The sequence below is a fragment of the Acinetobacter kanungonis genome (assembly GCF_009939195.1).
GTDB lineage: Bacteria > Pseudomonadota > Gammaproteobacteria > Pseudomonadales > Moraxellaceae > Acinetobacter > Acinetobacter kanungonis.
Map to the genome: position 1 here is coordinate 460,272 of NZ_JAACKC010000004.1, position 13,500 is coordinate 473,771.

Annotated in this window: 11 protein-coding genes and 1 other RNA gene; all 12 read right to left on the reverse strand. The window is 36.9% G+C overall.

Going from position 1 to position 13,500, the window contains the following annotated elements:
• Window positions 1–2,648: 2,648 nt before the first annotated feature.
• The gene (locus tag GWK51_RS10385) at window positions 2,649–3,152 is read right to left on the reverse strand and encodes a DUF1569 domain-containing protein (protein ID WP_161933637.1); all 504 of its coding nucleotides are present in this window, start codon (window positions 3,150–3,152) and stop codon (window positions 2,649–2,651) included.
• A 47-nt stretch (window positions 3,153–3,199) separates the two neighbouring features.
• Window positions 3,200–4,642 (reverse strand): hypothetical protein, encoded by a 1,443-nt coding sequence (locus GWK51_RS10390; protein ID WP_161933638.1) that lies wholly within the window; start codon window positions 4,640–4,642, stop codon window positions 3,200–3,202.
• A 420-nt stretch (window positions 4,643–5,062) separates the two neighbouring features.
• Entirely contained in the window at window positions 5,063–7,174 is a 2,112-nt protein-coding gene (locus GWK51_RS10395) for a DUF3987 domain-containing protein (protein WP_161933639.1), read from the reverse strand.
• A complete protein-coding gene (locus GWK51_RS10400) occupies window positions 7,171–7,473 on the reverse strand; it encodes a hypothetical protein (RefSeq protein WP_161933640.1) in 303 nt (100 codons plus the stop codon). Before GWK51_RS10400 ends, GWK51_RS10395 begins: the two co-directional genes overlap by 4 nt.
• A gap of 2 nt (window positions 7,474–7,475) precedes the next feature.
• Window positions 7,476–7,820: a hypothetical protein gene (locus GWK51_RS10405; RefSeq protein WP_161933641.1), complete on the reverse strand. Its 345-nt coding sequence runs from the start codon at window positions 7,818–7,820 to the stop codon at window positions 7,476–7,478.
• A 3-nt stretch (window positions 7,821–7,823) separates the two neighbouring features.
• The gene (locus GWK51_RS10410) at window positions 7,824–8,525 is read right to left on the reverse strand and encodes a phage antirepressor KilAC domain-containing protein (protein ID WP_161933642.1); all 702 of its coding nucleotides are present in this window, start codon (window positions 8,523–8,525) and stop codon (window positions 7,824–7,826) included.
• A 3-nt stretch (window positions 8,526–8,528) separates the two neighbouring features.
• Entirely contained in the window at window positions 8,529–8,744 is a 216-nt protein-coding gene (locus GWK51_RS10415; protein ID WP_161933643.1) for a transcriptional regulator, read from the reverse strand.
• Window positions 8,745–8,870: 126 nt separating this feature from the next.
• Window positions 8,871–9,839: a hypothetical protein gene (locus GWK51_RS16480; RefSeq protein ID WP_171519165.1), complete on the reverse strand. Its 969-nt coding sequence runs from the start codon at window positions 9,837–9,839 to the stop codon at window positions 8,871–8,873.
• 344 nt (window positions 9,840–10,183) lie between these two features.
• A complete protein-coding gene (locus GWK51_RS10420; RefSeq protein WP_161933644.1) occupies window positions 10,184–11,413 on the reverse strand; it encodes a tyrosine-type recombinase/integrase in 1,230 nt (409 codons plus the stop codon).
• On the reverse strand, window positions 11,410–11,895 hold the full coding sequence (locus tag GWK51_RS10425) for a hypothetical protein (RefSeq protein WP_161933645.1): 486 nt from the start codon (window positions 11,893–11,895) through the stop codon (window positions 11,410–11,412). Before GWK51_RS10425 ends, GWK51_RS10420 begins: the two co-directional genes overlap by 4 nt.
• A complete protein-coding gene (locus GWK51_RS10430) occupies window positions 11,879–12,949 on the reverse strand; it encodes a protein kinase domain-containing protein (protein WP_161933646.1) in 1,071 nt (356 codons plus the stop codon). The genes GWK51_RS10425 and GWK51_RS10430 overlap by 17 nt, the downstream gene beginning before the upstream one ends.
• 178 nt (window positions 12,950–13,127) lie before the next feature.
• Window positions 13,128–13,487, reverse strand: a transfer-messenger RNA (tmRNA) gene (ssrA, locus tag GWK51_RS10435).
• Between the last annotated feature and the right edge of the window lie 13 nt (window positions 13,488–13,500).

A 13,500-nucleotide genomic window follows, 5' to 3' on the forward strand; every position in this document is an offset into this window, starting at 1 on the left:
GTCACAGAAAAATGTTTTACTTCACCAAGCACGGTCTCTCGGCTTTTATATTTATGTCCGCTACGTTATGGCTAAGTGTTATGGCGGATCTCGCATTTTTTAGATTAAAATTTATTCTAATTAATACCATATACTATGGCATAACCGCAGATCAATGGAATTTTTAGCACCCCAAAATTGAACTACGCAGTAGGATGCTAATTACACTAAAGTGAATCCTACTCTGTTTTTATAATGTCAGATGCAACGGTACGCATCCCTCTCGCTTAACCATTAACTTCATTAAGACTAATAGCATTGTTTAAGAGAATACATTTACCTGATGCATAAAAAGCACTCAACATAAGGACACCCCATTCTGTGCATTCATCTTTAAAACTGGTTCTATTGGATTATCTATAGGCATAAAAAAAGGCTTAAACCCTTTAGATTTAAGCCTTTCCGCTTTATATAACATCATATTCAGTCATATTAAGCTAGGTATTTGGGGTGGCGTCAATTGAACAAAATAGGTAAATATATGTTATTTAATAATTATTTTTTATCTTAAAATCCCAGTGTACACCACAGTGTACAAATTATCTGTTGCTAGGCTTATTTCATTCAGTTTGATTGTTATATCAGGAGTACAACTAGGTTTTAAAATGCTTATGGGAGGGGGGTATTAAAAAGTTTAAATCAACCTTTTGACATGACCGCCCCCTAAGGCAAATTTTTACATACGCGAAATTAAAAATTTAGTGGGTTGACATATCGTTCACATTTCAAATGTTAAACGGATCAGCTTTGGAAGCTTATCCTTATGATTAGCATTGTCATTCAACCATTGCCTGCTCACATTTGAAATTCGACCAAGAACTTTATTTGGTTCCAATAAACCAAAGAGTGACATTTGAAATGCGGTCCCACTCTATCAATTAGCAGATCAAGTAATACTACTTGTAATAAACACTCTAAGTTCTGTTGGAAATGCATATTTTAAAAGTAAGAAACAGCCAGTTAATTATGTCTTTTATGTTAGTAACACTTATTAATTTTCCATGTAATGGCGACATATTTTCCATGTAACGGCGGTATTTTTGCCGTGTAACGCACAAGAAAAATTCATGTAATAGCCTGTAGAAAATTCATAATTTTCCATGTAACGCACAATTTTTCGCTGTGTAACGGTAGATATGTGTAAAAAACATACTAATTTTAGTTATAGTTTTCCTTGATGTTCCTTGATGGAATCAAATAACCATCAAATAGTGCTAAGCCATACCACATATGACTTACAGCCTATTTAAATGAAACTAGAGTAATAACTCATCAAGGACAATTCAAACGTGTTTTATAAGCTAATCTCATGCTCAAATTAGCCAGCCTAGATACCTCCTATCAAATGCATAATACGCCGTAGTAAAATAATATCGGCTAGGTAAAACTGTTATTTAATTTTCGCCACTGGCGAAAGTTAAAGGTACATCTTCTATTAAAGGATCTACTACGAATACTTCGTAATACAACACAACTTAACAATGAGGTGTGAGGGGGGAGGTAAAAAGTTAAGAGTATCCATATAACGGACACCACCGCCTATCTCACGTATAAAAAAATTTCCCTTTTCAGCAAAAAGTTAACTCCTCAATTTTAAAGGCAATCATCTTTGATGTTGCTGTATCCCTTGTGTAGCAAGGATTTTATGGATTTTTGGCATTAAAAAAAGTTAACTCCCAATATTAAAAAGTTAACTCTGAATGTCAAAAGTTAACCTCTCTCGTTAACTTCTAAATATGCAAAAACCTTATAAAACCTGATATTTGATTTCTACCTTTAGACAGCGCAATTTTGCGTCAACCATCATGGAAATCATGACATTTGCAAATGATGGTGAAGAGTATTTAATGATTTGCTCTAAATGCATCATTGGCAAAAGTTAAAGGCACACCTTTTATCTAAAGACCTACTACGATTATTTCATAATGCAACACTGCATAACCGTTAGGTTGTGTGGGGCAACGAGAGGATCTAGACATATGGGAGAGCGAACTACTCACATGATGCGAAGCTTGTAACATGTGTTATGCATATGAGTTCAAACAGTGTGGCATATGATTAAATCATGCATCCAGTACCAGCTCTTTCACACAGTGTATAGATGGCTTGCTTTCTGTCCTTGTGGTAGAATCAAATGCAATGAAGAACACTAGCTGTCTGACATGTCAGACGATGCGTAGGTCTAAAAGTACTTCGCCGTTAGAACAAATAGAAAAATATAACGACCTCCCCCTCCATTTAATCAACACCATCAATTAATAGTTTCCGTAGGTACTTCCTCGGGGGCACCCCAAGCGGGGGCAAAGACCTCGCAGTATTTAATATCTGTATGAATTTTAAAATCGCACCATACTACTATATCTACTTCTGACAAATACGCCTCAAATGCTTATCATTGTTGAGCTTCAGAGGATTAGAAACATCATAAAGAAGTAGTTTTTAGTCATAGCCCGCGATACTATTAAATAAATACCAGTACTTGTCCTCTATCAGTTTTGAAATCCATAAGGGTGAATTTCGGATTCTAAATCATGAATTTTGCTTTACATAGCTATACAAAAATAGGGGGAACCCTTAAGGAAATCTCTCATTTCCCAGCGACCTTCTAATTAGGTAAATCTAACTTCGTTTAAATGATCTTTAATGTGCAAGGTGAAATACCTATCATATTGAGCTTTATTTAAGTCACCAAAGACAAAATGAGGTTGTAGCTCCCCTTTGTAATCTAAGAATTGATCAATTGCTTGTATGAGAACATCAAGGGCTTCACGATTATTCACATCAATGGGAGTGGCACCTATTAATTCGGCCTGTAAATTATGGTGCATTTGATTGCGATAAAAGAACCAACTCAGAATGCAGGGTCCAACTGTCTTTCTTATCAGCCATGGCTTTAGCTTTGGATACCCAGTCATTGCACATAAGATGGTTTGAGAACAGTGTGTGCAAATATGCATAAGTGACCAGTGTTGAGTAACTGCTTTTAAGCCAGATTGCTGGATAAGATAATTACGTAAACCTTGAAGATCAGTGATTGTAGAAAGATTCATACCAAGAGTATTTAAAAAATTTAATTGATTATATGAGGCCTGTATTTTTCCAGATGTCTGCAAGGTGACAATTTGCCTTGAAGGTAGGTCATTTTATAGTGAAAACTATCTCAATCTGGAACCAACCAAGCATTTAATGGGCCTACATAACTCTTAACTCCATGAGCATAAGAAGATTGACTGTAAGGAGCTCCTTGATAAAGGATATAATCACAAGTTTTTTCAAGTTCTTTATAGATTCTATTATCTGTAGCACAACTGTATAAAAGTGCTATGCTTATATTTTTACCATTCTTTGACGCTTGTACAGTTATATATTCACCTGATTTGATGGGTTCGCCAAAACAATGACATTGCCATCCATTATCACGAAGCTTTTTGACTATTTCATCATTCATTTTAGTTGATAAAATTGCTGAACGACTTAACCAACCATCATCTGAAGCTGTTGGGTTGAAAGGTAAGCATCCATTGATTTGTAATTGCTGCAAAATAGTATTTTTGATGACTTGCATATTTAAACAAGCATATACATCCTTGTAAAAGGACTCTGATCTTTTATCTGGAGTTGGAGGGAAAATTGATAACTTAGACTCTTTCATTGCAAAACATTCAATAAATGCCAATGCCTGAATTAACCCCATGGCGCGAAAAAAATTAGACTGATTTTGCCAAATTTCAGATTTAGCATGAGCAAAAAAATGTCGATTAAATCCTGAAGTGTTTTGGTAGTTTTTAGTGTTCTCATAAAAACTATTTTTAAGCCAATTACCTATCAGCTCAATGATTCTAATGCGCTCATTCATGACTTTCAGCACATCAACTTGGATATACTCCTCAGGAATCCAATCCACACCTAGTATATGTTCATTTTTTATATTCTCTCTAGCACGCCTTATACATAGATCAACTTTAGTCTTTAAATCAATATCCTCAAATGAATCCTCAATGATAGTATTTAAAATATCTTCGATCATCGGAATTAAGGATGCTATAGAAGTTACCCTCATTCCGCTATAAAAAGCTAAAATTGATTCTTTTATTAATGGTACATGCTTTGATATAGCTACTGAGCCTGAAAAAGTTTGTACAGTTATTGGAATAATATTAGAGAAATTATATACAGTTGGGAAAAACTCTTGAAAGCGTTTCTGCAACTCGTCTTTAGGCAAAATCTCATGGTAACCAATTTTCAAATTGGCTACTTTGAAGCCTTCACCTATTTGTTCTCGGTTCATAAATACTGGTGGAAACCAGTCAACTTTTTTCCAAAACATTTCTTCTTTTTGGAATGGTAAAATATTATTTTTATAAATTTTAATATCAATTAATTTATGGCGAGGTAATAGTGCTGTCCGATCATTTACAGTTGTAATCTTAATTGCTGGAATGCTTAGGTTAAAACCAAAATTACATTCCTCAATTTTAATAACCTCAATCCCTCTCTTGATACAACATATACGCACTTCATCAAGCGTAACCGTTGACATTCTATTTTGATTATTGAATTTACACCAAACCCCATTAATTTTTCTTGATTCTTGCGCTGACATGGTAAACCTAAGGTTTTTAATAAACTTAAACTGGATATTAAATATAGAAAATATTGAAAAAGTCTAGTACTGCATTGTGGTCATACTAGACTAAGTAACAGTCATATTTTTAAAATTTTGTATTATTTAAAAATCACAATTCAATATTCCCAAAACAATGGATTAATTTGTGTTTGGCTTTATTTACCCATCTAAATTTATATTTACCTATAGAAGCCTTGCGATTCTGCGATTTCACCCTGTAAACCTTATGTAGTAAGGCTTTCAATGTCGCAACCATATAGTTTGTGGTTTTGCGATTTGCGATTCCTCGTATCAATCGCAAAGGAATCGCAGCTTATCGCAGTGCTATCGCAAGCCAATTGCGATTCTTAACCCCTTACATAGCAAGGAGTACAGCCTAAAATCGCAGAATCGCGCTTATTCCAGTAATAAAGGATTTACTTCAATGTATGTGGATTTGTTGATGGTGACCAATCGCACATAATTAAATTCGATCAATTCATTGATACAAGGGTCAAACTCCTTGGCTTTTCTTAGATGTGACGGCGCGCCTTTCATGGCCAATGTTTTAGAAAGGCTACTGGTCTTTTGTTCAACACATTTCCGAACAAGCCACTTAATCAAGCGTTCAGCATCACTTTCCGCTTTAACCTCAATATCTGCATACATCGCCCATTCATTCAGGGAATGCTTAACGACCTCACAAGCACCAGTTAATGTTTTGGCATCAATCCACTGTATACCCTCAAAATAAGCGAATACAGTAGCCAAACGGCGTGCTAATTGACTGGCACGACTGGCAAATGCCTGTAGATACTCATAACGCTTACCTTTGCCCTGTAGTTCTTCAAACATATTGTAGAACGATGCATCTATTTCCCTTGCTTCATCATTCATAGGAATGACATAACGCCCATTATGCAGTTCTTGCCCTCCTTGCGGTCTAGGGCAGTCATCAAGTAAATATTCGCACCGTGTCCAGTAGGCAATAAGCCTGTGGTCATGATTGGCATTCTTAGATCGGTAGATAGCATCTTGTAGGCGTGTACCAGCCAAGTTCTCAGGAATGGTTAAAATAAAGCGAGGCAGGAAGCCTTGACCACGTAATACAGGATCTTTAAGGGCTTCGGATAGCACTTCATGCTGTCCCTGTAAGTTAAAGGTCAAGCGAACATCATAAGCACGACCACTGCCGTTTAAGTTGGATTTAGACCGGGTACGCTCCACAAAGCCATCATCAAATAGCTTGGCATAACCTCCAATGGCTTGAGTACGTGTATCTCCTTTCATGGTATAGCCACCAAAGAACTGTCCAGCCTCATCACTGGCAATCGATGCATTATTTAATATGCCATCCACGTAAAGCCCTGCGATAGATTCTAAAGTGATGTCACTGTATAGCGTGCTTGGGTCATGTGGTGGTGGATTTTCTGCACCGTATGCCTCCTTATCCTTTTTGTTTAATCCTGCTTGCCCACTTTTCCATTGTTCTAGATCACGGCGATATTGCTCGTACTGTTTGCGCTCATGTTGAATAATGGCTCTGTCTGCCATATTGCGACTGGTACTTTTACGGCTACCGCTTTGCCCCTCCGTGAGTAGATAAAGGCTACACGGCTCACCATGAGAGCTAAATGGATGTGGTGCATTTACGTGAGCTTGAGCAATATGCGACATAGCACCAATCACACATTGAGCTGTCATTGCTATTGGTGCCTGTACATGCTCGGCAATCGCTATCACAGCATCCCTTGCCAGTGGTGGCAATGCCTGAATTGGATAAGGGCTATTTAACGCTGTATTAGCTTGTACCAGAGGCAATAATTCACCCCATTGGTTTAATGGTGGTAGTTGCTCAATGGCATAATCAAGAAATGCTTTTACTTCCTCTACATCATCATCCTGTGAAATCTCGGTCAAAAACTCGCTTTCACCTGCCTTTTGAAATTGATTGAGCAATCGAACGGGGCTATTTTTCTCAAGGTTTTGGAATACCTTGAGCTGTATATGCTCAGGGCGTACTGGCATATAGAGCTTGGTATAACCTGCTTTTGCCAATTGGTGAATTACGAAAGCTATCTGCTCAAAATCAAATGGCTTTAACTCGGTATGATGACTATCACAAAGGCTTGGTAATAGTACTAATGCTACGGCGTAACCAGTTTGAGCAATCTTAAAGAATGCCTCAAGGTTATAGGTGATGATGATAGGTTTATCCTGGTGTAACTCACCGAACATAGCAAAGCCTTTGGCCAGTCCATTAGGGATAACTTGGGTTTGCTGTTTGTCCTGAAGCACTGCACACTGAATAAGATCTAATTGCCCATCATAAATAGGCAGAATCAAAGGATTGTCATAGCTCACGCCGTTTATATCTACATTGTATTGATCAATATAGATCGGCTGTGATGGACTGCCAAAACGCTGAATGATTGGATGTTGAATATACTCAGTTTGGGCAGGAAGAAACTCCCAGCATTGCGCCAGAATATCTATAGGTGAATCAGTTAAGGAGTTTTGAGAAATCATGCTTGTGACTCCTCATATTCATTCTGGTATTGCTGTTCAAGATTTTGATTAAAGTCTGCTGATTCTTGAATCATCGTATTTGTTATAGCAATGATACGTTTTAAATCGTTAAAACAGCTATCTGGAATGTCATAAACCTTACTTAGATAGTCTTTCAGATTCTTAAATTCATTAGAAATAGCGCCTAGCATGGTGCTGGTATCTGCCATTTGCTCATAAGCCAAAGAGTAGGCTTCGTACAAATCACCAGAGTTATATATTGGATTCTGTTTTTTTAAAGACGAATTTTTATTAGGCATGATTAATGCGCTCCTAGCGATTCATTAGAAGCTTCACCATTCACGGCCAAATGAGGGTGGCGAAGCTGAAAAGGGTTGGCCGACAGGCTCACTAGGTCACCTGCACACCCGAAGGTGTCCCTCTCCAGCCCCGCCATAACATGCGAATGCATAGAGATTTCACGCACAAAAAAAGTCCTATGAGCGGACTGTGCGCCTAGTGAAAACTTGTAACCGGCCAAGGTTAGCTCATCTGCTTTCTGATGAACGCCGTTAGCATAAGCGGAATGTCCACAGCTTGCAATAAGTAAAATAGCGATACACCAAACAAGGGCAAGTTTTAAAAGGTTTATAGTGAGTTCTTTCATGCGTCACACACTTATTCCGAAATGTTTAGCTAAAACTTCCATCCCCTTAGGCAGAATAAAAAATTCAATTTGGCTATAGCTTCCTAGCTCACCATTGGCTTTGATTTTTGTGCGATCTTCATACTTAGTTTCGCAGTACCCTCGTTCTTGGCTATAGTGGGTAGATGCACGTGCATTGTTAAGTCGTCTATCCCAACCATGTTTACTGAGCCAATCAGCTAACACAGAACGCTTAATATTAAGAATCTTGCAAGCTTGTTGGAATTTAACGCCGTGATTGGTTTGAGTTATTACTTTTATGGATTTTTCCAAGCCAGTATTTTTATGCTCTAACTCGATAACCTGTTCTGTATATTCAAGTAATGCCTTGCGTAGTGCGTGAGGATTGTTAATGTCTACAGTGTGCTGTTTGGATTGGTATTCCAGTTCTTGCCAACGATCTACCAAGCGAGCTGTAAATTCTGGGCATAACTGAGCTACAACGACAATACTATCGCGCTTACCTTGTTCACCCAAAAAGACATAGACCTTAGGTATTACTCCATTTGCCGATTTAATCCCATCCTCAATTTGAGGATGGGCAATAATGTTTGCATCGACAAGGCTCTCAATAGTTCTCTTAACATTATCAGGACGTTTGTGGACCAAATTGGCAATTTCTAAATGATCCATTTTGATACTTCGAAAAGGTAAAAATTGATCCATGAATTAAGCCTCCAGTACTGCAAGGCTTTGCATTTGCTTGTTATGCCATTCAACAAGCTGGGCATAGTCGAAGTAGACCGAGGCTTGCTTACTCTCCCCTGTTTTAATTGGTCGGGGAAATGAGGCATCTGTGCGCACGATATGGCGCAATGATTCACGGCTTACGTCTAATAACTCGCACGCCGTTTTGAATTGGACGTGAATTGGTTTGATAGTCATAAAAAAACCCATATATGAAAGAATATGGGTTTAGTATGTTTATGATTTTTAATATATTGTTCTAAATAGAATACATCTTATTCTATTTAGAGTGACTTTCGTTCTATTTAGATTCTAATTAGAGGATTAAGTATTAAACTTTCTATAAGCATCTTTAAATAAGTTTCCACATGTATCCTTTTCAGGGATTTTAATACCATGACCACTACAAAATGCCTCTAATTGTGTATAAGCAGACTGGTGCTGTGACAAATCTAAATCAGCCATTTTAGCTAAGCCGTAAATTATTTGATTTATAGAGCTGGCTCTTTTAGGGTGTAATCTTACTTGTTCTTTTACTGCCTCAGTATTAACACCTTTAATTCTAGAATTAAATTCGATAGGCTCTCTATGTTTGCCATCTATCAGTAATTGCAAGTCTTCACCAAATATTAAACATTCTTCTTTTTTAATCTTTCGATCAGAAAATTTGTCTTCATCCTCATAACTATTGGCAAATCTATCAAACCAAAAACCACATACCCAATCTGGGACTTCATGATCTTCTGTTGGTACGTAATAATTCCCATCATCTTCATTGAAAACAAAGTAAATACTATTGGTAGAGTCTGAATAAAATATTGACTCGTAAAGTTTGTGAAACCTTAATTTATCGGCATATTGAAAGAAAAATAAATCTTTTAATATTTCCTCTGGTATACAAAACTCAGAATTTGTTAACGAGAAAAGGTTGTCAAACCTTGTATCACAAATCGCTTGCTCACCTTTAAGATATAGATCTCTAACAGATCCATCACTTAAAATTAAAATTGAACCTTCTTCTTCAATCGTAGAAAGACAATATGTCACAGACTTAACATGCTTTATTAATAATACTTGGTCTTCAGTCCCTTCATACCAATCAAAATTTAATGTCCCATTTTCAATATGAGATTTATCTTGATCAAGATCTTTAAAAACACCTAGTCTAATATGCCCCTTGATGGCTAATTGAAAAAAGTAAGAATCATCAATATCAAGCCGTTGAGGATATAGCCCACGCAATAGACTTGCAGCCTCATCTAAACAATAAAATGTCTTTAAAGGTAAGTTCATTTATTTGCCTCCCACAGCATCCCCAAAAGGTCACTAGGTCAACATATTGGGTATATGCTTTCGGATGCCTCCTAGGCCTAGCAAACTGAACATAAACGATATTTAAATATAAATGTGTATATTTGGGTAAGTAGAGTGACAACGTGTGTCGCAATAAAACATACGAATCGCCGTCTATCGCAAATGAATCGCACTGCCTTTGCGAAGTTCAAATCCTTATACATCAGGACATACAAAACCAAATCGCAAAAACGCAACATTTCTAAGGGGAAATATATTAATTAAGCTTTTACGCGGTATATCTATAGAGAAGATCTAAGATGCAGATTGAACTATCTGATATATCACTTGGTCTTTTTAAATTGAATAATGCTCTGGTCCGCAATTTCTTCTAAATAGTTGGCGTACCACTGCATCATATGTGCCCTGTCATCTAAATACTGGGCTTTGTTATATACCCCTGCTACACCATCCTTAACATGAGCTAATGCCGATTCAATATGACGCTCATCAAAGCCACGGTTATTTAGTAGTGTACTGGCTATATGCCTAAATCCATGTGGTGTCTGTCTGCCCTCGTATCCCATACGGCGCAAAGCCATGATAAAAACTGTATCTGACTTAGGCTTACTCTTATCGGATCTACTTGGGAATAAATACTCAGAATTGGTTTCATAGTTTTTTAATTCATTGAGGATGGCAATGGCTTGCTTAGGCAAAGGCACAACATGCTCACGGCGTTTCTTCATGCGTTCCTCAGGGATATTCCACAAACCTTGTTCTAGGTCGAACTCAGTCCATTTAGCACCCCTTAGCTCAGTAGGACGGCAAAACAACATAGCCAAAAGCTGTAAGCCCATTCGGACATCCATCGTTGGATAATTATTGATAGCTCTGATTAATGTTGGAAGTTCTTGCTCACTCACATGAGCCATATTTTCCTTTTTACCTTGCTGTAAATATTTTTGAATTCCCTCTAGAGGGTTGTAGTCAATACGCCCTGTCACTTTTGCATAATCGTAAATATCACGACACATAGCTCGAATACGATTTACTTGCTCAAAAATGCCTTGTGATTCTTGAATACCTTTTAAATGCTTTATCCATTCAATCGGTTTGATTGTTGTATATAGGCGTTTGCCAAAAATAGGGAATATATGCTTTTCCAATGCACCTTTATTTCGGGTCATGGTGTCATGCACCCATGTATTTACTTTGGTTTCTAACCACTCACGTGCCAGTACTTCAAAGGTTGCATTATTGTGGTCCAGCTCTTGGCGTTTGCGTTCCTGTTTAGTAATGATTGGATTATCGCCGTGGGATATATCTAAAATAATCTCAGATGCTTTCTTTCTAGCACCTTTACCCGACAATTCAGGGTAAGTACCGATACCAAGCCATGACCACTTACCATCCGCCTTTTTATACCTGAATAGCCACGCTTTCTTACCATCAGGCTTTACACGAAAATATAAGCCATCGCCGTCTAACTCCCGATATTCTTTTAATTCAGGTTCAAGGTTAGCAAGTACGGTATCTGACAAAGGGCGACGTTTGATATCTGTTCTTTTCATGCATCCTCCAAAAGAAAGCTGTGGCAATAAGCCATAACTTCACCTGAAAAACGTACAGGAATAGATTCGGGATTATTTGTTAATTGATATTCAGCATTTTCTAAAAGTTGATAAATATCCTCTTTAGTCAATTCGCCTTTGGTATGTTGCAAATCCTCAATATCAACAAACAAGTCTTCAATTTTTAAGCTATATATAAATTGGGAGTTATTAGGAAATGAAATTCTTTTTACAATGCAACTATTGTATTGGGCATATTTATTCACACTTTCTCGTGTAATACCTATAAATATAGTGCTTGATCGAGCTTTAATACCAAATTTAAGTTCAAACCAATCATCAATAATGTGATGAGCCTCTAGAGGCATATGAGTTGGTTTACGTGTTCCATTAATATAACGATTTTGATGTATTCCATTTGAAATATTAGCTCCAAAAGCACGGTAAAATCCAACACTTGATAAATCAATAGTATTCAACATCTTCTAATAGTCCCTTTTTATCTAAAAAATTGATAGGATTTTTAATTAATTCATGGATTTCATTTGTACTGAATGCGATTTCATTATTGATAACTTGCCAAAGTATGTTTTGAATATCTCCAAGATCTAATCTTTCTTTATAATTAACTTTCATAATATTATTAAATAGTTGATGAATTACTTCTTTAGAAGGATGTTCGATGCGTAAAAAACTTTCTGAAGCTTGCTCAATACGTCTCTTCATTGATCCATTATTCATACTTTCTAAATATGACCCAATATCAGAATATGAGAACAAATTCTCTTCAAAAAAAATAAGATAAAAAATTATTCCTAAAGACCACAAATCACTATTTTCATTCAAACGTCTGATAAATTTATTATCTAAAAGTGGAAGAAAAAGTTCCGGAGCAAGATAATTAAATGCTGTAACAATTCTCTTTCCATTCTGAAAATAGGACTCATACAGAAAATCTGGTGAATCATCATATTGTGTAGCCATTGGCATCGTTGCCTCACCAAAATCTATGATTTTTATTCCAGGTGAAACACTATCATTTTGATACCCAATTTTTTGAAATTCTTCAAATTTTGATTGAATTATAAAAATATTATTCGGATGTAAATCTCTGTGTTCAATACCTAGACAAGCTGTTAGCGCTCTTACAATTTGATAAAATACGGATAACTTTTCTTTATCACCCGCCTCTCTCAGAGTTGGGATCAGATTCTTTAGAGTTATGCCATCAATCCATTCCGTTACAAAATAATAAATATAATTCTCTACAAGCACCCCGCCTTCAAAATACCGAGGAAAACATGAGAAAACTGAATAATTGCCTTGCTTCTCTGTTATATAAATTTCATTTTGGAATTTACTAATTTCTGACTCGTGTCTTGGAAAAAGTAAAAATTTAATAAAAACGTACTGCGAAGTTTTCCTATTTAAGGCTTTGATTGCCGAAGAGTTACCAGTACCTGATATATTTTCAATAAATTCATATTCAGAAAGTCGTTTATCTAAATCTAGTTTTTTTAATAATTCAATTAACACCCTTGTACACCCATGAGTTCAATAAATATTGCAATGTACATGACAGTGTACACGGTGCATGTACACTATAGCTAGTTATGTTTGGGTATGTTCAGGCAAGAAAAAAGGCCTGAACCCTTTAGATTCAAGCCTTTCGTCTACTATTTAAAACATATTTTGGTATGTTTTGTTAGGAATTTGGTGGAGGTGGCGGGAGTTGAACCCGCGTCCGCCAACACTACGCTCGAGAATACTACATGCTTAGATATCGTCTATTGTTTTAACATCAAGAGACCCGACGAACAGGGTTCAAGACGCGATCCTCTAAGTTTGGTATAAAGCCCCGAGGCTTGACTCTATACGGACTTGTGTGCGTTCGCTTCGGTCGGGTTCACTGACCACAAGTATTCAGTGAAGCGGACAAGCGGCCCTTAGGCAGCTAGAGCGTAAGTTTCGTCGTTTGCGACTATTAAAATGCAAATTTGATTTACGAGAGGAAATGCGCTCTCGGCATGCATCTATGAGTTTCATCATCAGCGTCGAAGCCAAGAACACCCCCAAAGTACGCTGCA